The organism is Nocardia sp. NPDC004711, assembly GCF_053601595.1.
The window spans coordinates 207195-229780 of sequence record NZ_JBSGCB010000006.1 but is presented as its reverse complement, the minus strand read 5'-3'; the positions used below and the strand labels follow the sequence as shown (position 1 = coordinate 229780).

Genomic DNA, 22586 nt, shown 5'->3' with positions numbered 1-22586 from the left:
GGGAACTGCGTGATACGTGCTGGTCAGCGCGCTGTCAGGGAGTCGAGCTCGGCGGCGAAGAGGTGGGCGGGGTCGAAATCCATGCCGTTGAAGTGGCCGGCGAGTTCGAGGGAGAGGACGCCGTGCAGGCGGGTCCAGAAGGACAGGGCGCGGCGGGCGGCCGGGGGGAGATCGGCGGCGATGTGCCGACCTCGACCCGGTTCCTGGGCGCCGGACTGGAGGCCTGGCTGGCCAACCTGCGGACCGCGGCCGACCGCTAGAACGCGGTGCGCCACGCCGGCCGGACCGATTTTCCGGATAGGGGTTGACGGCTTCAGCTAAAGCGATTAGCTTTATGGCTATCGCAGTTAGCTACTCCTGGAGAGTGAAAGACCATGACGCAGTACGTGGACATCGACGGTGGCCGGATCGCTTACGACGAGATGGGTGAGGGCCCGCTGGTCGTGCTGTCGCACGGCATGGGGGTCGATCGCAATGCCTACCGGCACCTGATGCCGCTGCTGGCGGCGGCCGGGTACCGGGTCGTCAACACCGATATGCGCGGCCACGGCGAGTCGAGCATGGGCTGGGCGTCGGTCACCGGCAAGGAGGCCATCAGCCGCACCGATGTCGCCAATGATCTGCTGGCGGTCATCGAGAAGCTGGGCGGCGGACCGGCCATCGTGGTGGGCCACTCGCTCTCGGGCGGGTCGGCCACCATCGCGGCGGCGCAGCGGCCGGACCTGGTGCGGGCCATTGTGGAGATCAACCCGTTCACGCTGACCCAGAAGGCCGACATCGCAGCGCTCTTCACCAACTCCCGCCACCGCAGCGGCATGCTCCCGCTGATGGGCACCATGATGTTCAAGAGCCTCGGCCAGTGGCTGAAGTACCTGAAGGTGGCCATCCCGACCAAGCCCGCCGACCTCGACGAGTACCTGGCCGAGGTCGCGGCCAAGCTGCGCGAGCCGGGCCGGTTCGCCGAATTCATGAAGACCGGGCAGTCGACCCCCGCGGACGCGGAAGCCCAGGTGGCCAATGTGACCCAGCCCGCGCTCATCATCATGGGCACCGCCGACCCGGATTTCCCGAGCCCCGAGGCCGAAGGCCAGCGCATCGTCGCCGCCCTGCCGGCCGGACTGGGCAGCCTGGGCCTGGTCGAGGGCACCGGCCACTACCCGCAGTTCGAGGCCGCCGACCGGGTGGCCGAGCTGATCCTGCCGTTCCTGAAGGAACATCATGCCTAGGGTGGGCTTGAGCCGGACCGACGTCGTCGCCGCGGGGGCCGCCCTCGCCGACGAGGTCGGTTTCGGCAATCTGGCGCTCGGGGCCCTCGCACAGCGGCTCGGGGTGCGAACCCCCTCGCTGTACAAGCACATCGAGAGCCTGGCCGACCTGCAGCACGGCATTGCCGCGCTCGCCATGGCCGAAGTCGACCAGCGGGTCCGCGACGCCATGCACGGGCTCTCCGGCAGTGCGGCCCTGGCCGCCTTCGCGAACGCCTTCCGCGACTACGTGGTCGAGCATCCGGGCCGGTACACCGCGACCGTCGGCGCCGCCTTCACCGGGCCGGATGATCCACTGCTGCAGTCGGGTGCTCGGGTGCTGGAATCCATGGCGGCGGTGCTGCGCGGCTACGGGGTCGGCGAGCAGGAGATGGTGCACGCCCAGCGCACGCTGCGCTGCCTCTTCCACGGCTTCGCCACCCTGCAGGCGTCGGACGGCTTCCAGTGGAGCAACGACTCCGAGGACAGTTTCGAGTGGATGATCCGCTTCCTCGACCGCGGGCTCACCGAAATCGGCTCGCGCTGAACCGGTTTGCGGGACCATGAATCCAACACTGGCAACGAAGGTGTTGGAGTGTCATGGAAGACTTCACATTCGACGGCACCCGAATGGCGTATGTGCGGCAGGGGGAATCCGGTCCGCCGGTGGTGATGCTGCACAGCGCCGGGTCCTCCCATCTCATCTGGACGCCCCAGATCGCGGCGCTGTCCCGTGCATACCGGGTGTACGCGGTCGATCTGCCCGGTTACGGCGCCTCCTCCCGGCCCATCGACGGGTACACGCTCGAGCGCTACACCGAACTGATCCGCGCGTTCATCGAACACCACGAGCTCACCGAGGTCGGACTGGTCGGCAACTGCGTCGGTTCGGCCGTCGCCCTGACGCTGGCCCGGCGGCATCCCGAGCAGATCCGGGCGGTGGTGGCGATCAATCCGCTCACCGAATCCACTGCCATGCACGGTGATTGGCGGCAGGCGGCGCGCCTGGCCCGAGCGCTGCCGGACGACTCCGCCCGGAAGCTGAGCGGCTGGCACACCCCGCGCTGGGTCGCCCGCCGCACCGCCCGATCCTGGTTCACCACCCGGCGCGCCTACCGCGAATGCCCGTACGTGGCGCCCCTGTCGTCCGGTTTCCCGGCGCGGGCGCTGATCTACCTGGTCCGCGACCTGTCTTCCTTTGCGACACTCGACGATTGGCCCGATCGCGACGGCTTGCCACCGATCTGCGTCGTCTGGGGCAACCAGAACCGAGTTCTCTCCGCCGCGGCCGGGCGCACGGTCAATGCGCGACTGCGCCCCGACCGCGCCGACTACCTCGACGGCTGCGGCCACGTCCCCATGCTCGAACGCGCCCCCGACGTCACCGCCATCATCACCGAATTCCTCACCGCCCACCTGCCCGCCGACAGCGTGCGCTGAGCACCACACCGACTCGGCGGTTCGGGCAAACCGCCCGAGCCGGCGCGGACGCGGCCTACCATGGCGCCGGGGCGGGGCCGCCCGAATCGGATACCGCGAGGAGCCATCGATGACCATGCTGGCCGCACGACTACACCTGGGGCCGAACCGCCGACTGGAGCTCGAGGAGGTGCCGATTCCGGAGCCGGGACCGGACCATGTGCTGGTCAAGGTGGAGGCAGCGGGAGTGTGCCTCTCCGACGTGCACCTCATCGACGGCACGCTGACGCCGCTGTTCCTGCGCGACGATGCGGTGACGCTCGGGCACGAGGTCGCCGGGACCGTGCACACGCTCGGGCCGGGAGTGACCACCGCGAAGGTGGGGGATCGCGTAGTGCTGCAGGCCGGGGAGCTTCGCAACGGGGCCACCTTCACCCGCGGCGTGGACTACGACGGCGGCTGGGCCGAGTACACCCTGGCGCGGGTCGACACCCTGGTGCCGATTCCGGACGACCTGCCGTTCGAGCAGGCCTGTTTCATTCCCGACGCGGTGTCCACGCCGTGGGCGGCCATCACCGCCACCGCCGAGGTGAAACCCGGTGAGGCCGTGGGCGTCTGGGGCGTCGGCGGGCTGGGCGCGCACGGGGTGCAGCTGCTGCGCCTGGTCGGCGCCGCGCCGATCATCGCGGTGGATCCGCTGCCCGCCGCCCGGGAGCAGGCGCTGTCCTTCGGCGCGGACCTGGCCTTCGATCCGGCCGATCCGGACCTGCGGCGCAAGGTGTTCGAGGCCACCGGCACCGGCCTGAACGCCGCTTTCGACTTCGCCGGCGTGGCGCCGGTGCGCGAGCAGGCGGTGGTCTGCCTGGCGCCGCAGGGCCGCCTGGTGCTGGTCGGCCTGACCGACAAGCCGATCACCATCACCGGCGGCACCGCCTTCAGCTTCTTCCAGCAGCAGTTGCGCGGGCACTACGGGTCCACGCCCGAGCACGTCACCCAGCTGGTGAAACTGCAAGGGCTGCACCGGGTCGACTTCTCCCGCTCCGTGAGTGCCGTGGTCCCGCTGGCCGATGCCGCCAAGGCCGTGCACTCCCTGGAATCCAAGGAAGGCAACCCGATTCGGATCATCCTGAAGCCCTAGGCCGCTCACGCACCCGGCACGGTTCGCGGATTACGCGAGCCGGCGCTGGAAGACGTTGGCGGACCGGCCGTTCGAGAGATCGACCGTGTAGACCCCCAGGTCGGCGGACGTGGGGGTCAGGTCCAGGACCATGAAGCCGAGGTCGGTGTAGTTCTCGTACAGCGCACCGTTGGCGGTGTGCTTGCCACCCGGGGACGGTTCGCCGTGCACCGATTTCGCGGCCGCACCGGAGATGATCTGCCGGGTGCCCTTGGCAGCCGCATTGGGTTCGAGTACCTGCAGCGAGTGGTCGTGGCCCGACAGCAGGAACTGGCACCGGCCCAGCACGTGCGCCTCGAAGAAGTCCTTCACATAGCGGCCGTCGATCGGCTCGATGCTCAATCCCTCGTATTCCCCGGCGTTTCCGTGCGGCCCGTTGTTGAGGTACGGGTGGTGGGTGCAGGCGATCTTCCACTTCGCCGGCGACTCGTCGATGGCCCGGTCCAGCCAGGCGGCCTGCTCGGTCATGAACTGGCCGTCGGCCGCCCAGTAGGGCTGGAAGAGCGGCGGCAGGTAGGCGGCGATGGGATTGAGGTCCAGCACGAAGAATTCGACGACCGGCTGCTCCTGCGGAATCCGCACCGAGTAATAGCGGGACGGCATGAACCAGCGGGCCGAGCGCGCGTGATAGGCCACCTCGTGATCGCCGCGCAGCAGCCAGCCGCCGTCGCCGGGCAGGATCGAGGAGTTGTCGTGATTGCCCTGCACCATGAGCCAGGGGAAGTCGAGGTCGTGGTTGGGATCCTCGAACTTGGCGGCGAACTGGGCGTCGTCGTCGGACCACGGGCCCTGCTCGTAGACATTGTCGCCGAGGCCGAGGGCGAAGGAGAACGGCTCGCGCGCATGCAGTTCCCGCATGGCGTCGGCGACCTGCCACTGCGGCCGCGCACCGGTGCCCGCGTCGCCGGTGACGAGAATGCGCAGGCGGTCGGCGTCCGGAAGCGGGAATTTGCCGTTGGCCGGGGCATTCTCGGCGCGGGCGGGCGCACCGGTGGCCGCGAACGCGGCGACCCCGGCGGCCGTGGCGGCCGTACCGGTCAGAAACCCACGACGGTCGAGCGACATGCTGATCTCCTGCCTGTATCCACTGGTCAATTGACCAGTATTCCCACTTCCGGGACGCGCCGCAGACTACGTCGGCATGACCTTGCCAACACCCCCGCGACACGACGCGTTCTGCCAGGCCAGGACCTTTTGACAGCGCCTCGGACCGATGAGAGTGTTGGTAGTCCGTTTTCTCACCATCAGCTAGGCCACAGGGGGACGCTGCTATGACGACACTGGCCTCGGGTCTGTTCCTCGACTGGGAACAGCTGACCGGCCAGCCCAAACTCGTCGTCGATCTGATCAGCTTCCCGATCTTCAGCGCCATCGCCGGCTGGCTCACCAACTGGACCGGCGTGCTGATGTTGTTCTGGCCGGTCTACTTCCAGGGCTTCCGGGTGCCCGGCCTGGAGATCCTCTACCCCTACCTCCCGCGCCGCGTGCAGGTGCTGCCCACCTTCTCCGGCGACGGAAAGCGGCTCGGCTTCCAGGGTTTCATCCCGGCGCGCGCCGAGAAGATGGCCAGCATCTGCGTGGACGTGGCCATCATGCGAATCGGCAGTCCCAAGGACTTCATTCGCGAACTCGACCTCGAGGGCATTGCCGACTACATCGCCGAAGTGGGCCGCAAACAGGTGCCGGAGATGGTCGACGAGATCATGAGCAAGGAGAACCCGGACCTGTGGGGCGCGGTACCCAAGTCGGTGCGCAATGTGCTCTACCAGCGCATCGAACGCGAACTGCCGACGCTGGCCCGGCGCGCCTTCGAACAGCTCGGCGACAATGTCGACCAGCTCATCGACATCAAGGACTTCGTCATCCGGTATCTGCGGGACAACCCGGAGATCCTCAAGGACCTGACCACCACCATCGCCGCGCCGGAACTGAAGTTCATGGTGCGCATCGGCCTGCTGGGCGCGCCCTTCGGCCTGCTGCTGGCGCTGTATATGCATGTGCACCAGAGCATTCCGGTGCTGGGCTGGATTCCGCCGTGGCTGATCATCCTGGCCGCGGCCGCGGCCATCGGTGTGGCCGTCAATGTCATCGCCATCAAGATGGTGTTCGAACCGGGCGACCCGCAGCCGCGCTACCGGTACCTGTGGAAGCAGGCGCTGCTGGCCAAGCGACAGCCCGAGGCCGCGGCCGATCTCGCCAATATCCTGGCCTACCAGGTGCTGACGCTGCCCAACCTGGCCCGGGAACTGCTCGACGGCCCGAACGGCGACAAGACCCGGCAGCTGCTGGAACGGCTCATCTCGCAGGAGATCCACCGCCAGCTCGGGCCCACCCACTCGGTGGTGCGGACGGTCTTCGGCAAGCGGCAGTTCGACAATCTGACGGTCGGCGCGACCTCCGCGGCGGTGGGCCTGGCCCCGAGCCTGGCCGACGATCCGGAATTCGCGGCCGCCCAGGCCAAGAAGATCGACGAGTTCGCGGCCCGCAAGCTGCAGCAGCTCACGCCCGGTGAGTTCATGGAGATGTTCTACGCCTCGGTCGAGCAGGACGCGTGGCTGCTGTACCTGCACGGCGCGGCGCTGGGCCTGGTGGTCGGGGCCGTGCATCTGATCCTTTTCGGCTGGTGAACGGCACTTTTTCCGGCAGGAACGAGGGCCGCCAGAAATCAAGCACGCATGCTTGCATTTTTCCGGCGGGGCTGCGATGCTGGCCCGGTGGCCGACCTCGAGGCATTGCTCGCCGACTTCACCGCCGAATGCGCCGATCTCGATCGGCTGATCGCGGACCTGGATCCGGACGGCTGGCAGCGCGACACCCCGGCCGCCGGCTGGACCATCGCCCATCAGATCGCCCACCTGAACTGGACCGATCAGGTCGCCACGGTGTCCGCGACCGACCCGGTCGAGTTCGACAAACTGGTGCAGGCGGCCCTGCCCAAAGCCCTCACCTTCGTCGACGAAGCCGCCGAGGAGGGCGCGAAAACCCCTGCGCCGCAACTGCTCGCGACCTGGCGGCAGGATCGCGCGACCCTGGTAGAGGCGCTGCGCACGGTTCCGGCGGGCAGCAAGCTGCCGTGGTTCGGGCCGCCCATGAGCCCGGCCTCCATGGTCACCGCCCGCCTGATGGAGACCTGGGCGCACGGGCACGACGTGGCCGACACGCTCGGCGTCACCCGCGAACCCACGGCCCGCCTGCGGCATATCGCGCACATCGGCGTGCGGACCCGCAACTTCGCCTACCTGACGCATGGCCGGACCGCGCCCGGCGAGGAGTTCCGGATCGAACTGACCGCGCCCGACGGCAGCGCCTGGACCTGGGGCCCGGCCGAGGCCGCACAGCGAATCAGCGGTCCCGCCCTGGACTTCTGCCAGCTGGTCACCCAGCGCCGGCATCTCGACGATCTCGGCCTGGACGTGGTGGGCGCCGACGCCCGCGAATGGCTGGGCCTGGCACAGGCTTTCGCCGGTCCCCCCGGAAGCGGCCGAACGGCGGGTCAGTTCGACTGACCCGCCGCCCATCCCGGCCTCCGACCAGAAATCCCCAATTCCCACCGGGGCTTCGTTCTCGGCGGAACGGGTTTCCAAGGGCTGCGGCCCTCGAGATCACCACTGCTCCCCGAGGAGGAGCGAGCGAGCGCCAGCCTGGGTGCGCCGTGCCTGGTGCCGACCGGACGCCATTGGCCGGAGGTCTCTTCGATGGCAGTCGAGTTGGCGCTCGCCGCTACCAGGTCTTTACCCAGTCTTTCGGCGGGGAAAACCTGTTGATGCCCAACCTTTCTCCGATGTGATCCTGGTCTCACCGGGAGCGTGTGTTACCTGCCGCCACCGTAACCTGGACGCGCGTACGACTTTCAATGGTGCGGGTCGTCGCGCCGTCCATACACCAGGGGACGGACGGGCGCAGGGGGCCAGGGGAGAGGGAAAGGAACGCACCAGTCATGTCGCATCAACTCGCGACACAGGCCGCCCGGTCGACCCGGCGTACGGCCCAGGTGTTCCGCTACAGCGCCATTGTCACCGCCAGCATGGCCAGCATCGGGCTGACCGTCGCCGCCGGTTCGTACATCGCCAATGAAATGGCCCAGCAGCCGGGCAGACTCGCCACGGCCGCGCCGGGCAACCATCCGGCGCTCGTCGAGCTCGGCCCGCGCGGAGCCGATCAGCCGGGCATCCAGTCCGCCGAGCCGATCGCCGAGAAGGTCGCCCTGACTTCACTTTTCACCAACCGGGGCACGGAACCCACGCTCGTGCAGGTGATTCCGGCCAGCACGCCGGGCACCGGCGCCGCCACCGCGGCCGAGGCGCCCCGCCCGCTGGGCGGTCAGTTCCGGCTCGGCACCGCCTACGTGGGCGCGCAGGTGGCCGCGGCCCAGCACACGGCGACGCTCACCGTCGACACCAATGCCTTCGCCACGTTCGCCGATATCCTGCTGAACACGCCGCTCGGGCACCAGCTGGGCATCAACGGCGATCCGAGCGCCACTACCCGGCTGCGCACCGATGTGGACAGCCGCGGCGACGTGACACTGACCCTGTCGGACCCCGCGATCGGCAACTACGGCCTGCAGATCGCGCGCCATCCGGTCCCGGCCGCCGCGACCGGCACTCCCGCGCACGACACCACCGACACGCACGTACACGAGACGGACGGCCGCACGGCAGGGGAAGACTCGGCCACTGTCGCTGTGTGAGACTTCCGGTGTGTACGACTACTGCGTGATCGGCGGCGGCATCGTCGGGGTGGCCACCGCGCATCGCATGCTCGAACGCCATCCGGGGGCGAGCCTGCTGCTGCTCGAGAAGGCCGGGCAACTGGGCCTGCACCAGACCGGGCACAACAGCGGGGTCATCCACTCGGGCATCTACTACGAGCCCGGCAGCCTGAAGGCGCGGCTGTGCGTACGCGGCGCGCAGCTCACCAAGGAATTCGCCGCGGCGCACGACATTCCGTTCCGGGTGTGCGGAAAACTGCTGGTGGCCACCGATACCGCCGAGCACGCGCGGATGCTCGCGCTCTACGAGCGGTCCGTCGCCAATGGCGTCGAGGTGGAGTTGCTCGACGCCGCCGAGCTGATGCGGCGGGAGCCGCGCATCACCGGGGCCGGGGCGCTGTTCGTGGCGAGCACCGGCATCATCGACTACGGCCGGGTGACCCGGGCCCTGGCGCAGGAGGTGCGCACGGCCGGTGGTGAGATCGTGCTCGGTGCGGAGGTCACCGCCATTGCCGAAACCGATTCAGCGGTAACGGTTTCCAGTCCGGCCGGCACCTGGCAGGCCCGGCGGCTGGTGGTGTGCGCGGGCCTGCAGGCGGACCGGATGGCCCGGCTGGCGGGCCTGGACATCGATCTGCGCATCGTGCCCTTCCGCGGCGAGTACTACCAGTTGCCGCCCGAGCGCAACGATCTGGTGAGCACCCTGATCTATCCGATCCCCGATCCCGAACTGCCGTTCCTGGGCGTCCATCTCAGCCCGACCATCGACGGCGCGCTGACCGTCGGGCCCAATGCGGTGCTGGGCCTGGCCCGCGAGGGCTACCGCAAGGGCAGCGTGAATATTCGCGACGCCCGGGAGATCCTGGGCTACCGCGGTTTTCACCGGGTGGCCGCCGCCAATGTCCGGACCGGCCTGCGGGAAATGCGCAACTCCCTGTTCAAGCGCGGCTACCTGGCCGAATGCCGTCGCTACTGCCCCGAGCTAACCGTCGCCGATCTGTTGCCGCGGGAGGCGGGCATCCGCGCCCAGGCGGTACTGCGGGACGGCGCGCTGGCCCACGATTTCCTGCTCGAGCACACGCCGCGCTCGGTTCACGTGCTCAATGCCCCCTCCCCGGCGGCCACCTCCGCCCTGCCCATCGCCGAGTACATAGCGGACCGATTGGACGAGTTCGCTCAATAAATAGGATTGCTGTAGTACTTTTAAGGCAGCCGTGGGACAGGGAGCAGCCTATGGGCCATTTCAAGTACGCGAGTGATGTCGGCGCACCGGTGGAAGTCGCGTTCACATACACGGACAACCATCAGTTCGTGCCGGACTGGGCCTTCGGCGTGGTCGCCTTCGAACCGATCGGGGATTCCGATCACGGTGCCGGAGCCGTCTTCGCCGCGACCCTCCGGGTCGGCCTGTGGCATCCCACGATCGAGTGTGAGATCACCGACTACCGCCGCAACGCGGTCATCGAATACACGCTCCGCCGACGCCGGAAGGGGAAGCCGGCGTCGGCATGCTCCAACTTCTGTGTCATCACCCTGCGTTTCGACCCCCTCGGGTACGGCCGCGCGGTGCTGACCTCGGAAACCGAGTACTGGGCCCCGCGCGGGCTCACCGGCAAGTTGCTCTCGAAGATGCTGGCCGCGATGGTGCAGGCCACCGTCCGCCGGACCGAATCGCAATTGCGCAGGGAGATAGAGGAATTCCACGGCACCGATCTTGTCGGCCGGATCGCGTAGGGTAGGCCGCATGATCATCGTGAGCACCGACGGATCATGCCTGCGCAACCCGGGCGGCGCGATCGGCTGGGCCTGGGTCAATCATGCCGGCGGCGCGGCCAGCGGCGGTGCGCCCTCGGGCACCAATCAGATCGCGGAGCTACGCGCCCTCCTCGAAGCCGTCCGGGCCCATCCGGACGCCGAACCCCTGCTCATCGAGAGCGATTCGCTCTATGCCATCAAGTGCGCCTCCGAGTGGATCCATGGCTGGCGCACCAATGGCTGGAAGACCTCCACCGGCGGGGCGGTCAAGAATCTCGAGCTGATCCAGCAGATCGACCGCGCCATCGCCACCCGGCCCGGCCCGGTCCGGTTCCGCTGGGTGCGCGGGCACGTCGGCAACTACTTCAACGAGCAGGCGGACGCGCTGGCCGGTCAGGCCGCACGGAAGGTGGCCGCCACCGGTGTCGCCACCGATCCCGACGGCGACGAAGCGGTGCCCTTCGATCCGCCCACCGCGCCGATCCCGATCGTGGAACCCAAGACCGAGCCGCTCCCGGTGACCGCACCCAGCGGGTTGGAACGAGCCGAGACGGAACAGGCCGAGAAGGTCGGCGCCACCATGCATTCCGCGCATTCCGCGGCCGCGACCCCGCGCCGCCGGGCGACGGCCGCCAAAGCGGCTGCCGCCGAGGCACTCACGTTGTTCTGAGCGCCCCCACAGACCCGTTCACCTGCGACGACATGAAAAAGGGCCCGCCTCCGGTACTTCCGGGGGCGGGCCCTTTCTCGTGCTCGGGATATCCCGATCAGTTGCCCGGCTTGGGCGCCGCGGTGGTGGCGGGTGCGGGCTGACCCGAGGGAGCCGGCTGACCGGAGGGCTGGGCGCCCTGCTGGTCGCCGCCGCCGGTTCCGCCCGGGAACAGCGGGTTCTCGTCACCGGCGTAGACCGGCTGGAACTTGGAGACCAGCCACTTGCCGTCGTGCTTCTCCAGCTCGACATAGGTCGGGATGGTGAGCACGATCGGCTTGGCGTGGAAGTCGTTGGTGGAGGTCTGGGTCAGGCTCACCAGGACCGAGGCCTTGTTGGCATCGCCGGACTCCCAGCCGCAGCGCAGCACGTTCAGCGAGGACTTGGCGTGCGCGCTGGACAGGATGTCCTTCACGTCGCCGGCCATCGGGTCGAACATCTGCTTGAACTCACCGGTGATGAGCGCCTGCACGCGCGGGGCGAAATCGTTCCACGAGGACTGGTCGTAGACCGAGACCGCGCGCGCGAAATCGCAGGCGGTCTTGGCGGCGGAGTCGCGGTCGGCGAGTTCGTTGCTCTTGGTGTGCGATTGCGACCAGAACGCGCCCAGACCCGCCAGCGAGGCGACCAGCAGCACGCCGAGCGCGATGAGCGCGACCATCGGCACCGCGACCTTGGAGAGCAGCGCGGACTCGGACTTCGCCGGCGGCGCGGCGGCCGCCGGTTCCGGCTTCGCGGCCGGTGCGGCCGAATCCGCTTCCGGCTCGGCGGCCTTCGCTTCCGGCTCCGCCTTCGCTTGCGGCTCGGGCTGGGCCGCCTCGGCGTCCTTCGTCAACTCCGGCTTCTCGGCGGCCTGTTCGGCGCTGCTCTGGGCATCGGCCTCGGCGATGGAATCGTCTTCGGTTTTCTTGTCCTGGGCAGCGTCGTCCGACATCTATTCGATCACTTTCCCGGTGCGCTGCGGACGCACCGTCTAGGTTTCGTCAGCGAGTATGCCCGCTGCTCCTGAGAGCCGCGGGCGGCACTCACTTGACCGGCGGCAGAGTCCGCTCGTTCGGATCCGAACCCGCGGGCGGGAGCGCTCCATTGTTGGGCACGTCCGGTCGCGGTGCGTTGCCCGAGCCGCGGATCTGCTGGTCCTGGGGTGGGTTCTGGCAGTAGCTCGCCCATTTCGGGAAGGTGTTCTCGGTCGCTACGGCGGGGTTCACCTTCTTGGTGACGTAGTCGCAGAAGGACCGCGGCCAGATGTCCACGATGGTGTAGAACTCACCGTCGTGCGCCGGCACGCCCATGGCGGAGGTGCCGACCACCAGCGACGGGAACAGTGCCCGCAGCGCCGGGGTGCGCAGCTGCGCGGCCTTGGTGATGGCCGCGAAGTTGGTGGCCAGGCTGGTCATCGGGTCGGCGGTCTTGTCCAGCACCGCGCCGAGGGCCTGCATCTGACCGGGCGCCTGCTCCAGGATCTTCTGGAGTTCGGCGTTCGCGTCGTTGAACTGATTGAACAACACACTCGAATTACGGGTCAGCGTACCCAGATCCGGCTGCGCCAGCGATGTGGTGCCGGAAATGACCTGGAGGTTCTTGATCAGGTTGGTGGTCTGGGGGAGCAGGTTGTCCAGGCCGTTGGTGGCCAGGCTGAGGCCGTCGACGAGCGAGCGCAGCTGGTCCGGGCCGCCGGAGAGGGCGGTGTCCAGCTCGGTCAGGATGACGCTGAACTTGTCCGGATCCACCTGGGCGATGAGCGCGCTGGCATTGTCGAGCACCGACCACACGGGGGTGGGGGTCTTGACCTTGCCGGCGTCGAACTGGATCACCGAACCGCTGCGCAGGAACGGGCCCTGGTCGGTGTTCGGGCGGAAGTCGATGTACTGCTCGCCCGCGCCCGACAGCGCGCCCACCGACACCTGGGTGTCGGCCGGGATCGAGTACTTCTTGTCGATCTCGGCGGTGGCCGCGATGGCCGCGCCGTTGTCGATGAGCTTGATGTCGAGGACCTTGCCGACGCGGTAGCCGCGCAGGGTCACGTCATTGCCGCTCTGCAGCCCGCCGGATCGGTCCAGATTGACCGTCACCGTGTAGGTTTCGCGCAGCGGATTCACCCGCATCACGCTGATCAGCAGGTAGGACGCGCCCACCAGCAGGATCAGCACCAGCGCGGAATTGGACACCAGGTTCCTGTGTCGCGATACCCAGTTCATCGGTGTCCCCCGTTGATCCGGCCGTAGATGATCTGCAACACCTGGATCAGGCTGCCCCCGAAGTCGTTGAGGTCCTTGAGGTCCGGGAACTTGCTGTTGGCCGGATCGGTGAGCAGCCCGATGTCGAGCATGGAAAGGGTCGCGGCCACGGCCAGGGTGTCGCCCTTGAACGAGGCGTCGGCCTTGGGCCGGATGTCGTGCAGGGCGTCCAGGGCGGGACCGAGGGTCTGATCGGTCCGGGACAGCGCGCTCATCAGCTGGTTCACATTGTCGAGCAGGCTGCTGAGCGAGTCCGAGGTGGTGTTGGCGTAATCGCCCAGTGCCGCACTGGTTGTCGAGATCTTGGTGAGCAGATCGCCGAGGGCCTGGTTGTTCTCGGCGATGGCGCCGATCATGCTCGGCAGGCTGTCGGCCACCTGACCCAGCTGCTGGTGGTTGGCCTCGATGGTGTTGGCCAGCGCGCTGAATCCGGCCAGCACATTGTCGATGCGCGAGCTGTTGGTGTTGAGGCTGGTCATCACGCTGGTCAGCTGAGTGATGACGTGACCCACCTGGTCGCCGCGTCCGCCGACGATGGAGTCCAGCTCCGAGGTCAGCTTGGACAGGCTGGCGATGCCACCGCCGTTGAACAGCAACGAAACCGACATCAGCAGTTCTTCGACGGTCGCGCCGGCCGAGGTGTTGGTGAGCCGGTCACCGTTCTTCAGCAGCTGCGTGCCGGGCTCGGCCTTGGGGATGGACACCGCCACGAAGACGTCGCCGAGCGGGGTGGCCTGGCGCAGTTCCGCGGTGCTGCCGGCCGGCAGCTCGATGTCCTGGCGGATGGCCAGGTCCACATTGGCCTTGAAGTCCTTGGTCGTGATCTTGGTGACCACGCCGACGTCGGAGCCACCGACCTTGACCTTGGCCTGGTCGGGCAGGTTCAGCGCATTGTCGAAGGTCGCGTGAATGGTGTAGGTGTTGGCGCCCGGACCGGGTTTGGGCAGCGGCAGGCTCTCCACCGTGATGCCGCAGCCGGAGGCGACGACGGCGGTCGCGGAGACCGCGATGGCGACGACCGCCCGCCGGGCCGAGCGGCCCGCGCGCAGATCCTTCCAGAAGCGATTACTCATTTGGTCATCCCCAGCATCGCCGCCATCAGACCGAAGTCGGGTCCGAAGTCCTCCATTTTCCCGGTGCGGCAGCCATCCGATTTCATCTGGATGCGTTCGCAGAACAGGCTCACGATCTCACCGGAGAGCGCGGTACCGATCAGGCCGTGCAGGCGAATGAAATTGCCCTGCCGGTTGACCGAGCGGTCCAGGTTCTGCATGAGCAGCGGTGCCACATCGACCACCTCGGTCAGGCCGGCCGCGTTGGCGCGCAGCTGGTTGGTGACATTGGTGAGCCCGGTGAGGGTGCCGTTGAGCTGATCGGAGTACTGCGAGAACGCGCCACTGGTGTTGGCCAGGAACGCATTCAGCTGATCCAGGGTGCCCTGCAGACCGGGCGCCTGATCGGCCAGCAGACCGGTCATCTGGGTGATCTTGTTGCTGAATCCGCGCACCGAGTCGTCGTTCTCGGCCAGCATGGTGGTCAGCTCGTTGAGCTTGATGATGATGGTGGAGATGGCGTCCTTGTTGTCGACGCCGGTCTTCAGGGCGCCGGAGAGCGCATTGAGCACATCGCGCATCTTCTCGCCGTTGCCGTTCATCATCGGGTACAGCACGCGACCCGAGAGCGGGCCGATGCCTTCCTGTCCCGGCTCGGGCTTGAGCGCGGCCGCGAAGCTGTCGATGGTCTTGATCATGGTGTCCAGCTCGACCGGGGTCTTGGTCTGCTGAGTGGTCAGGTGCGAGCCGTCTGCCAGGGTGTCACCGCCGGTGTAGCGCGGGGTGAGTTCGATGTGCCGGTCGGTCACGATGGACGGCGAAACCAGCGCGGCCTGAACGTTCTTCGGGATCTTGACGCCCTTGTCCACGGTCATGTGGACCTCGACGTACTGACCCTTCGGAATGATCTTGTCGACCCGGCCCACCTCCAGCCCGAGCACGGTGATCGGGTTGCCCTCGAACATGCCCGCGATATTGAGGAAGTCCGCGGTGAAGTGCTGGGTCTGCCCCGCGGCGTCCTTCACCCCGAGCGGCACGATGGAGCAGGAGCCCACGGCCCACGCCGCGGCGCCGATCATGGCCGCCTTGGCGATTCGGCCGAGCAGGCGCTTCTTTTGTTCTGCAACAGTCGATGTCATTGGTGGCACCCCTCGTTCACCTGCGCGAAGCACAACCAGTTGTCCGGGAACAGCCACGGCAGCGCGACCTCACCGTAGTTGCCGTTACCGAAGGCGTTGTTGAACTGCCGGATGGCCGGCGGCATGATCGACAGCAGCCGATCCAGGTTGTCCTTGTTCTTCTGCAGACCGTCGGCCATGGTGTTGAGCTGCTGCAGGGTCGGACCGAACTTGTTGTCGTTGTCCGCGCCGATCTGCTGTAGCTGCCCGGTGAGCGTTGCGATGTTGTCCAGCAACGTCTTCAGCAGGTTCTGACGCTGCATCACCCGGTCGGCGATGGCCTGGCCCTGGGTGATGACCAGCAGCACGCTGTTGCGGTTGTCGCCGAGGATCCTGGTGACCTTGTCCAGATCCTTGAGCAGCTGGTCGACCTGATCCTTGCGGTTGTTCATGGTCTTGGCCAGCGCGCCGATGGCGTCGAGCGCCTGCACCGTCATCTGCGGGGTGTCGCCCATCTGCTGGTTGATCAGATTCAGCGAATCCGCCAGCTTCTTGGTGTCGAGCTCCTCGAACTTGGGCGTGCCCTCCTGCACCACGTCGGCCAGGTTGTAGGGAACCACGGTGTTGGACTTGGGAATCCGGTTGTCCTTCAACCCGGAACCGTCGCCGGGCATCAGGTCGACGTAGCGCGCGCCCAGCAGGGTCGCCATCTTGATCGACGCCTTGGCATCGGGGCCGAGCTTCACGTCCTTGTCGACGTTCAGGGTCAGCAGCACGTGGTCACCCTCGAGCTCGGCGCCCGAGATGGTGCCGACGGGAACGCCCGAGACGTCCACCTTGTCACCGACTTTGACGCCGGCGGTCTGCACGAACTCGGCCTTGATGCTCTGTGTGCCGACACCCACCGTCTTGTAGAGGCTGGAGCCCAGCAGCAGCGCGACGATGACCGCCACGCCGAGCACGCCGAGCCAGAAATTGCGATTGGTACTGAAGCGGTTCTCGAGTTTCGAGATCATGGCCGGCACACCGCCGAGTGGGAGTTGCCGCCGACCTGCGAGAACAGACCGCGCGGGAAGAGGATGCCGTACAGCGAGACGTCCAAGCTGCACAAGTAGGCATTGGCGTAGGCGCCGTTCTGGGTGAACTTGCCGACGTCGGAGAGGATGCCGGGCAGGTCCACCGCCGCCTGGTCGAGCTTGGCGCCATTGGACAGCAGCATCGCCAGCGCGTCGTGGGTGGCGTTCTGCGCCAGCACCAGCTTGGGCTGGATGGAACCGAACATGCCCACCAGAGCTGTTGTGGCATCGGCGATCTGGACCGTCGACGCCTGCAGCGACTGGCCCTGCGCGTAGAGGCCGCCGATCAGGGCGCGGGTCTGGGTGACCAGCGTCTCCAGCTCGTCGCCCCGCTTGGCCAGCCCCGACATCACGCCGGACAGGTTGGTGATCACGTCGGAGAGGATGCCGTCGCGGCGTTCGAAGTCCGAGGCCACCGACGCGGCCTGGGTGATGAACGCGCTCAGCGACACATTGTCACCCTGCAGCGCCTGGATGAAGGTGTTGGACAGGTTGTTCACCTGCTCTGGCTGCAGCACCTGGAACAGCGGCTGGAAACCGTTGAGCAGCGCCGAGATATCGAACGACGGCTCGGTCCGCTCCAGCGGGATGGCGCCGTTGTTCTTCAGCACCACATGGTCACCGGTGTGCGGCTTGCCCGCGGCGGGCGGGTTCAGCGCGACATACCGCTGTCCGATCAGGTTCTGGTAGCGGACCAGTGCCTTGGTGTCCCCGTACAGCGTCTGATCGCGCTGCACGATGAAGGTCACCACGGCCTGGTTCTTCTTGTCCAGCTCGATCTTCTCGACCTTGCCGACCCGCACACCGGCCATCCGGACGTCATCGCCCGCACGCAGGCCCAGGACATCGCTGAAGGTCGCGGTGTAGGTGTCGGTATCGCCTTTCACGGTGCGCGCGAGCGTATTCCAGATGACCGCGGTCACCAGGATGGACACGATCGCGAAGATGCCGAAACCGATCAGCGGCTTACGAACGCTCATCGGCCGGCCTCGCTCTGGCTCAGTTGCAAGGTCGCACCCTTCAGGATCGGGCTCAACAGCAGGTAGTCGGCCGCGGTCGGACGCCGGCCCAGCAGGGCGGTGATGGCGTCGTCACCGGCCAGGGCGATGTTCCCACCGGTGGGCACCGAACCCGGCTGGCTCGCCGGGGCGGCCGGAGCCGGAGCGGCCGGAGCCAGGTTCGGGAACAGCCCCTGCAGCGGCGTGCCCGCGAGCGGGTCGTTACCCGGCTTCGCAGCACCGTCGCTCGGCGCGTCGGTGGGTGTGCCGGTGGTGGTGAGACCCGGGATCAGCGGGAAGCCCGGCGGCGGCGCGGTGACCGGCAGGTCCTTGGCGGCGTCGATGGCCCTGGGCCGCATGGCTTCCGGCAGCGTGCCCGGATCCGAGGTGAGCGGCGCGGTGCCACAGCTCGGAGCGGCCAGGTCGCCGTAGCGCGGGCAGTCGTCGCGGGTGTAGGGCTTGTAGGGCGTGAAGGTGATGCCCATGTTCCAGATCATCTGGTTCTGCGGACCCCAGTGGAACGTCGAACCCAGCTTGCGCACCGAATCGTTCAGGTTCGCGATGGCCTGCGGAATGGCGTCCGGGTTGTCCGACAGCGCGCCGAACATGGCGCTGGTCCCCGTGGTCAGATCCTTGCCGACATTGGGGTTGCGGGCGAAGAGCCCGTTCACCTTGTCGATGGTGTTCTCGCTGCCGGAGATGAGCGCGGTGAGCTCGGCCCGGCGGTCGGAGATGGTCTGCGCGGTCTTCACCGAATCCGACAGCACGCCCATCAGTTCCGGCGCGGACTGGTTGAGCGCGTGGAAGGAGGAGGAGAAGTCGTCGAGGAAGCCGCCGACATTCGGCACCGCCCCGCGCACGCCCTCGAGCCAGCGGTCGACGCGCTCGATGGTGGAGCCGGGCATGCGGCTGCTGCCGTCCAGCGCGTAGGACAGCGTGCCCAGCACGCGGCCCAGCTGTACCGGATCGATCTTGCTCAGGATATTGCGGACCGTGGTGAGGGTGTCCTGCAGGGCGATGGTGCCCTTGGAGGTGTCCTCCGCGATCTGCGAACCCTCCTTCAGATGCGTGGAATCCGGTCCGTTGTAGACGAGTTCGACCGAGGTGACGGCGAACAGGTTGGAGGGCACCACGCGCGCGGTGACATTGGCCGGGACGCCGCCGGCGTACTCCGGCTTCATCTCGATGTGCACCTCCTGCTTGGTCCCCTTGGCCGCGACCGACACGTCCTTGACGGCGCCGACCAGCACGCCGCGGAACTTCACGTCGGCATTGGCCGGCAGGCCGTCACCGGTGGTGGTCAGATTCGCTGTGACATTGACCTTTTCGACGAAATAACCGCGGTACCGGGCGAACAGGAAGCCCAGCACGACCGCGATGACGGTGAGGCCGCAGGCACCGGCGATGAGCAACTGCCGCATCGTCGGTCCGCGCCCGCTCGGATCGATGATCATCGTGTGCGCCCCCTATCCCGAGATCCGGATGCCAGGGTTCACGCCCCAGATCGCCAATGTCATGAACAGGTCGGCGAAGACGACCGCGATGATGCACAGCTTGATCGCGCGACCGGCCGCCACACCCACACCCTCCGGGCCGCCGGAGGCGAAAAACCCGTAGTAGCACTGGATGAACGTGGTGATCGCGACGAAGAGGATCGCCTTCAGCAGTGAGTACAGAACATCGTGCGGCACCAGGAATTGATAGAAGTAGTGCTGGAAGGTGCCTGTCGCGGTGCCGCCCACCAGGGACACGGTCAGCGAGCAGGAGATGTAGGCCAGCGGCAGCGCCACGCAGTACAGCGGCACGATGGCGATCATGGCCGCGATCATGCGGGTGCTGACCAGATACGGAAGCGGCCGGATGGCAACCGATTCCAGCGCGTCGATCTCCTCGGAGATGCGCATGGCGCCCAGCTGCGCGGTGAACCGGCAGCCCGCCTGCGCCGCGAAGGCGACCGTGGCCAGCATGGGCCCGAGCTCACGCGTGGTGGCGAAGGCCGAGATGGCGCCGGTGAGCGGGCTCAGGCCGAGCAGGTTCAGCGAGGTGTAGCCCTGGATGGCGACGGTCATGCCGCCGAACGCCGACAGGATCAGCACCACGCCGATGGTGCCGCCACCGACGATGAGATTGCCGTTGCCCCAGGTGACGTCGGACAGCAGCCGCCACACCTCTTTGGGGTAGTGCTTGAACGCGAGCGGCATGGAGCCGACCGAGCGCAGGAAGAAGAACACCTGGTGGCCGATGCGCGCCAGCCAGTCACGCGGCGAGTTGGCCGCGCCTTTGATCCGTTGGAACGGCCGCAGCAGCGGCGGTACGTACGTAGCTGACACGACTCAGACCACCTGCGGGGGGAAAAGGGTGTTGTACAGCTGCGTCATCATCAGGTTGACGCCGAAGAGCATGACCGCGGACATGACCACGGCGGTGTTCACCGCGTTGGCCACGCCGCCGGGACCGCCCTTGGCGTTGAGCCCCGAGTCACAGGCGATGACGGCCGCGAGCAGGCCGTAGATGAGCGACTTCAGCAGGGCCACAGCCAGATCCGCCGTGATCGCGAACGACGAGAACGTACTGATATAGGAGCCCGGGGTGCCGTTCTGAACGAAGATGTTGAACATGTAGCCGGTCAGGAAGCCGACGAAAACCACGAAACCACACAGCAATACCGAAACCAGCATGGCCGCGCCGAGACGGGGAGCGACCAGCCGCCGCATGGGATCGACGCCCATGACCTTCATGGCGTCGATCTCCTCGCGGATGGTGCGGGAGCCGAGGTCGGCACAGATGGCGGAACCGACGGCGCCGGAGATCATGAGCGCGGTGACCAGCGGCGCGCCCTGCTGAATGATGCCCAGGCCGTTGGCCGCGCCGATGAAGGACGTCGCCCCGACCTGCCCGGCCACCGATCCGACCTGAATCGAGACGATGACGGCGATCGGAATGGCGACCAGCAGGGTGGGCGCCGCGGCGACATTCGCCATGAACGCGCACTGCCGGATGAACTCACGGTAGGGGAAGCGGCGACGGAAGATCGCGATGAAAAGCTCGGCGACCGCGGCGACACCCATCGACATCATCCGGCCACCGGTTTCCAGCGACCGTTTCGGATGATCCTGCCAGTACGCCTTGGCCCAATCCACGGCCACATTCATCCGTGATGGTGACGGTGGGCTTCCCTCGTCCCCCGGGCTCTTGGTCAACTGCACTGACTACCCCTCTCGACGCCGGAGTTACCCGTCTCCGGCGACTGTTGCTGGACGCACCCTACTACGGAGTTAGGAAAAACACACCACCGATTGTGGTTCCGGTCATAGAGACGGATCACTTTCGATGTATTGCTGTGAACAGCCACATCAGGGTCGGTTTACGGGGCAAAAAACCTGGCAGAGATCTAGAACTTGTTCTAGTTTTGAACTATCCACCGATGTATGTGGACATCGACCGGGTAACAATTTGTAGGAACAAATTTATCGGAATTCGATAGCTTTTGCGTATTGTCCCGTAATCCACATCCAACTAGGTATCGGCCGCGAACCCCGGCAGGACACGGCTACGCAACATGTGGCAGTACAACAGGCAACCGGGCTCGAATACTGACAGGATGAGTAACCGCAGGTTGAGATTCGTGCGGCTTCCGACGTCTGGAGGGACATGATCAAGAAACTCGCCGGGGCTACCGGCGCATTCGCCATCGCCCTGAGTACCGCGCTCTTCGGAATCGGAGCCGCTCACGCCGATGCAGCGCCCGCCGTCATCGGTGGCGGCTCCGGGATCATCATCGATGATCAGTACGAGTGCACCGTGACCACGATCGGCCACGACGGCGCCGGACGGCTGGTCGGCCTGACCGCCGGGCACTGCGGCGACGCCGGGTCCCGGGTCTGGGCCGAAAAGGATCGCGCCGCAGGACAGATCGGTCAGTTCGTCTACTCCAACCACGATCTCGACTACGCCGTCATCCAGTTCGATCCGGACCGCGTCGTCCCGGTCAACCACATCGGCAATGTCACCATCACCGGGATCGGCGGCCCGCCCGGATTCCCCATGATCGTCTGCAAGGAGGGCCGCACCACCGGCAATACCTGCGGCATCTCCTGGGGCGACGTCTTCGACACCAACGTCGAGACCTGGAGTCAGATGTGTGTGGTGGAGGGCGATTCCGGCGCGCCGGTCGTCGTCGGCACCACCCTCGTCGGCATGGTCAACGCCTACCTGGCGGTGGCCTGCTTCGGCCCCGAGGTCGGCACCAACATGAGCTCGATCATGGCCGACCTCAACGGCCGGGGCGGCATCGGCTCCGGCTACGCGGTGATCTGATCTCCGAACAATGCTGACCGGGGCGGTGATTCGAGAATCACCGCCCCGGTTGCTATTTGAGGGTGTTGACGCAGACCACGAAATTGCGTTCGTCGTAGACGTAACCCTGGTCGCCGTCGGGACAGTCGTCGACGCTGCTGCTGTTCTGCACGATCGACACCACCTTCACACCCTCGGTGGCCGTGGTGGCGGTGCATGGAATGCGGTGGGCCGCGTCGTTGCCGACGTCCATGCAGTCGCCGACCACCCAGTCGATGGTCAGGCAGAGGGCGCCGGTCTCCACACCATTGAGGGTTTCGTAGTAGACCTGGTCGGAATCCTTGCCGCACTGGGCATTGCGCGGGGCCTTGCCGGTCACCTTGTAGTTGGAGTCCTGGCTGCCGCAGCTCGCCTTCTGGATGCTGGCGTTGTCGGTGGTGCCACCGAGCTTCACGCAGTCGCCGATCGCGGCCTGGAAGTCGGTGTTGCCGCCGCGGTCGGCGCGCGGGGTGGTGGTGGGCGCACCCGAACCGGGCTTGCCGGAGGGTTTGCCGGGGGTGGCGCCGGGGGTCTTGGTGGGGAGCACGATGTCGCCGGGGGCGGCCTGGGGATGGCCGGAAACGGTGGTCCCGCAGCCGGCGAGCAGCAGGGCGGCGGCGGAGATCGCGGGCAGGGCGATCCGGGCGGAAAGCTGCTGACGCAACACGGGCGAGTCCTATATTTCGAAACAAACAGATTTGACTTCTGTGCCCATGCATACACCACGGGCACCGGGAAGATCGAACCGAGGCGGT

The 22586-nt window shown here is 67.0% G+C and carries 23 protein-coding genes and 1 pseudogene; 12 read left to right on the top strand and 12 right to left on the bottom strand.

From position 1 onward, the window contains the following. Positions 1–23: 23 nt before the first annotated feature. Positions 24–128, bottom strand: a complete 105-nt coding sequence (locus ACWEKS_RS08125) for a hypothetical protein (RefSeq protein ID WP_452339432.1) — start codon at positions 126–128, stop codon at positions 24–26. Between ACWEKS_RS08125 and ACWEKS_RS08120 the strand changes: the two genes are divergently transcribed. The 5 genes from ACWEKS_RS08120 (at position 123) to ACWEKS_RS08100 (ending at position 3801) form a co-directional block, all read left to right on the top strand. Continuing rightward, complete coding sequence (locus ACWEKS_RS08120; RefSeq protein WP_452339433.1) at positions 123–260, top strand: hypothetical protein; 138 nt, start codon at positions 123–125, stop codon at positions 258–260. The genes ACWEKS_RS08125 and ACWEKS_RS08120 overlap by 6 nt on opposite strands. A 114-nt stretch (positions 261–374) precedes the next feature. Continuing rightward, positions 375–1226: an alpha/beta fold hydrolase gene (locus ACWEKS_RS08115; protein WP_452339404.1), complete on the top strand. Its 852-nt coding sequence runs from the start codon at positions 375–377 to the stop codon at positions 1224–1226. Then, on the top strand, positions 1219–1791 hold the full coding sequence (locus ACWEKS_RS08110; RefSeq protein WP_452339403.1) for a TetR/AcrR family transcriptional regulator: 573 nt from the start codon (positions 1219–1221) through the stop codon (positions 1789–1791). The genes ACWEKS_RS08115 and ACWEKS_RS08110 overlap by 8 nt, the downstream gene beginning before the upstream one ends. 53 nt (positions 1792–1844) lie before the next feature. Next, positions 1845–2684 carry an alpha/beta fold hydrolase gene (locus tag ACWEKS_RS08105; protein WP_452339402.1) on the top strand — a complete coding sequence of 280 codons (840 nt, stop codon included), beginning with the start codon at positions 1845–1847 and terminating at the stop codon, positions 2682–2684. Positions 2685–2793: 109 nt separating this feature from the next. After that, complete coding sequence (locus ACWEKS_RS08100; protein ID WP_452339401.1) at positions 2794–3801, top strand: zinc-binding dehydrogenase; 1008 nt, start codon at positions 2794–2796, stop codon at positions 3799–3801. A 30-nt stretch (positions 3802–3831) separates the two neighbouring features. Here the strand turns inward: ACWEKS_RS08100 and ACWEKS_RS08095 are convergent, their stop codons facing one another. Beyond that, a complete protein-coding gene (locus tag ACWEKS_RS08095; RefSeq protein WP_452339400.1) occupies positions 3832–4905 on the bottom strand; it encodes a metallophosphoesterase in 1074 nt (357 codons plus the stop codon). Positions 4906–5111: 206 nt separating this feature from the next. Here ACWEKS_RS08095 and ACWEKS_RS08090 point away from each other — a divergent pair, with 206 nt between their 5' ends. From ACWEKS_RS08090 to ACWEKS_RS08065, 6 genes and pseudogenes are all read left to right on the top strand, one after another. Beyond that, complete coding sequence (locus ACWEKS_RS08090) at positions 5112–6467, top strand: hypothetical protein (RefSeq protein WP_452339399.1); 1356 nt, start codon at positions 5112–5114, stop codon at positions 6465–6467. 87 nt (positions 6468–6554) lie between these two features. After that, the gene (locus tag ACWEKS_RS08085) at positions 6555–7346 is read left to right on the top strand and encodes a TIGR03084 family metal-binding protein (protein WP_452339398.1); all 792 of its coding nucleotides are present in this window, start codon (positions 6555–6557) and stop codon (positions 7344–7346) included. A gap of 431 nt (positions 7347–7777) precedes the next feature. Further along, positions 7778–8530, top strand: coding sequence for a hypothetical protein (locus ACWEKS_RS08080; protein WP_452339397.1), 753 nt, complete (start codon positions 7778–7780; stop codon positions 8528–8530). A gap of 10 nt (positions 8531–8540) precedes the next feature. Next, positions 8541–9734: an L-2-hydroxyglutarate oxidase gene (gene lhgO / locus ACWEKS_RS08075; protein WP_452339396.1), complete on the top strand. Its 1194-nt coding sequence runs from the start codon at positions 8541–8543 to the stop codon at positions 9732–9734. Between the two features lie 50 nt (positions 9735–9784). Then, positions 9785–10285, top strand: coding sequence for an SRPBCC family protein (locus tag ACWEKS_RS08070; RefSeq protein WP_364609136.1), 501 nt, complete (start codon positions 9785–9787; stop codon positions 10283–10285). Positions 10286–10295: 10 nt separating this feature from the next. Beyond that, positions 10296–10725: pseudogene (locus ACWEKS_RS08065) on the top strand (ribonuclease H family protein); the annotation flags it as partial. Positions 10726–11073: 348 nt separating this feature from the next. Here the strand turns inward: ACWEKS_RS08065 and ACWEKS_RS08060 are convergent. The 9 genes from ACWEKS_RS08060 to ACWEKS_RS08020 form a co-directional block, all read right to left on the bottom strand. Further along, entirely contained in the window at positions 11074–11949 is an 876-nt protein-coding gene (locus ACWEKS_RS08060) for a hypothetical protein (RefSeq protein WP_452339395.1), read from the bottom strand. 91 nt (positions 11950–12040) lie between these two features. After that, complete coding sequence (locus tag ACWEKS_RS08055; protein WP_452339394.1) at positions 12041–13213, bottom strand: MlaD family protein; 1173 nt, start codon at positions 13211–13213, stop codon at positions 12041–12043. Next, positions 13210–14325, bottom strand: coding sequence for an MCE family protein (locus ACWEKS_RS08050; RefSeq protein ID WP_452339393.1), 1116 nt, complete (start codon positions 14323–14325; stop codon positions 13210–13212). The genes ACWEKS_RS08055 and ACWEKS_RS08050 overlap by 4 nt, the downstream gene beginning before the upstream one ends. Next, entirely contained in the window at positions 14322–15443 is a 1122-nt protein-coding gene (locus ACWEKS_RS08045) for an MCE family protein (RefSeq protein ID WP_452339392.1), read from the bottom strand. Before ACWEKS_RS08045 ends, ACWEKS_RS08050 begins: the two co-directional genes overlap by 4 nt. Beyond that, positions 15440–16438, bottom strand: coding sequence for an MCE family protein (locus ACWEKS_RS08040; RefSeq protein ID WP_452339391.1), 999 nt, complete (start codon positions 16436–16438; stop codon positions 15440–15442). Before ACWEKS_RS08040 ends, ACWEKS_RS08045 begins: the two co-directional genes overlap by 4 nt. After that, positions 16435–17478, bottom strand: a complete 1044-nt coding sequence (locus ACWEKS_RS08035) for an MCE family protein (RefSeq protein WP_452339390.1) — start codon at positions 17476–17478, stop codon at positions 16435–16437. The genes ACWEKS_RS08040 and ACWEKS_RS08035 overlap by 4 nt, the downstream gene beginning before the upstream one ends. Next, on the bottom strand, positions 17475–18950 hold the full coding sequence (locus ACWEKS_RS08030; RefSeq protein ID WP_452339389.1) for an MlaD family protein: 1476 nt from the start codon (positions 18948–18950) through the stop codon (positions 17475–17477). The genes ACWEKS_RS08035 and ACWEKS_RS08030 overlap by 4 nt, the downstream gene beginning before the upstream one ends. A gap of 12 nt (positions 18951–18962) precedes the next feature. After that, positions 18963–19826 carry an ABC transporter permease gene (locus ACWEKS_RS08025; RefSeq protein WP_452339388.1) on the bottom strand — a complete coding sequence of 288 codons (864 nt, stop codon included), beginning with the start codon at positions 19824–19826 and terminating at the stop codon, positions 18963–18965. Positions 19827–19829: 3 nt separating this feature from the next. Next, on the bottom strand, positions 19830–20648 hold the full coding sequence (locus ACWEKS_RS08020; protein WP_452339387.1) for an MlaE family ABC transporter permease: 819 nt from the start codon (positions 20646–20648) through the stop codon (positions 19830–19832). 499 nt (positions 20649–21147) lie between these two features. Between ACWEKS_RS08020 and ACWEKS_RS08015 the strand changes: the two genes are divergently transcribed. Further along, the gene (locus ACWEKS_RS08015; protein WP_364609110.1) at positions 21148–21813 is read left to right on the top strand and encodes a chymotrypsin family serine protease; all 666 of its coding nucleotides are present in this window, start codon (positions 21148–21150) and stop codon (positions 21811–21813) included. 52 nt (positions 21814–21865) lie between these two features. On the opposite strand, the gene lppU is transcribed toward ACWEKS_RS08015, so the two are convergent. After that, positions 21866–22498 (bottom strand): LppU family putative lipoprotein, encoded by a 633-nt coding sequence (gene lppU / locus ACWEKS_RS08010; protein WP_452339386.1) that lies wholly within the window; start codon positions 22496–22498, stop codon positions 21866–21868. Positions 22499–22586: the final 88 nt, after the last annotated feature.

Coding starts and splice junctions, on each gene's coding strand:
- ACWEKS_RS08100 (WP_452339401.1), top strand. CDS start 2,794: ATGACCATGCTGGCCGCACGACTACACCTGGGGCCGAACCGCCGACTG.
- ACWEKS_RS08035 (WP_452339390.1), bottom strand. CDS start 17,478: ATGAGCGTTCGTAAGCCGCTGATCGGTTTCGGCATCTTCGCGATCGTG.
- ACWEKS_RS08040 (WP_452339391.1), bottom strand. CDS start 16,438: ATGATCTCGAAACTCGAGAACCGCTTCAGTACCAATCGCAATTTCTGG.
- ACWEKS_RS08115 (WP_452339404.1), top strand. CDS start 375: ATGACGCAGTACGTGGACATCGACGGTGGCCGGATCGCTTACGACGAG.
- ACWEKS_RS08060 (WP_452339395.1), bottom strand. CDS start 11,949: ATGTCGGACGACGCTGCCCAGGACAAGAAAACCGAAGACGATTCCATC.
- ACWEKS_RS08090 (WP_452339399.1), top strand. CDS start 5,112: ATGACGACACTGGCCTCGGGTCTGTTCCTCGACTGGGAACAGCTGACC.
- ACWEKS_RS08050 (WP_452339393.1), bottom strand. CDS start 14,325: ATGAGTAATCGCTTCTGGAAGGATCTGCGCGCGGGCCGCTCGGCCCGG.
- ACWEKS_RS08110 (WP_452339403.1), top strand. CDS start 1,219: ATGCCTAGGGTGGGCTTGAGCCGGACCGACGTCGTCGCCGCGGGGGCC.
- ACWEKS_RS08055 (WP_452339394.1), bottom strand. CDS start 13,213: ATGAACTGGGTATCGCGACACAGGAACCTGGTGTCCAATTCCGCGCTG.
- ACWEKS_RS08015 (WP_364609110.1), top strand. CDS start 21,148: ATGATCAAGAAACTCGCCGGGGCTACCGGCGCATTCGCCATCGCCCTG.
- ACWEKS_RS08070 (WP_364609136.1), top strand. CDS start 9,785: ATGGGCCATTTCAAGTACGCGAGTGATGTCGGCGCACCGGTGGAAGTC.
- ACWEKS_RS08045 (WP_452339392.1), bottom strand. CDS start 15,443: ATGACATCGACTGTTGCAGAACAAAAGAAGCGCCTGCTCGGCCGAATC.
- ACWEKS_RS08030 (WP_452339389.1), bottom strand. CDS start 18,950: ATGATCATCGATCCGAGCGGGCGCGGACCGACGATGCGGCAGTTGCTC.
- ACWEKS_RS08095 (WP_452339400.1), bottom strand. CDS start 4,905: ATGTCGCTCGACCGTCGTGGGTTTCTGACCGGTACGGCCGCCACGGCC.
- ACWEKS_RS08020 (WP_452339387.1), bottom strand. CDS start 20,648: ATGAATGTGGCCGTGGATTGGGCCAAGGCGTACTGGCAGGATCATCCG.
- ACWEKS_RS08105 (WP_452339402.1), top strand. CDS start 1,845: ATGGAAGACTTCACATTCGACGGCACCCGAATGGCGTATGTGCGGCAG.
- ACWEKS_RS08080 (WP_452339397.1), top strand. CDS start 7,778: ATGTCGCATCAACTCGCGACACAGGCCGCCCGGTCGACCCGGCGTACG.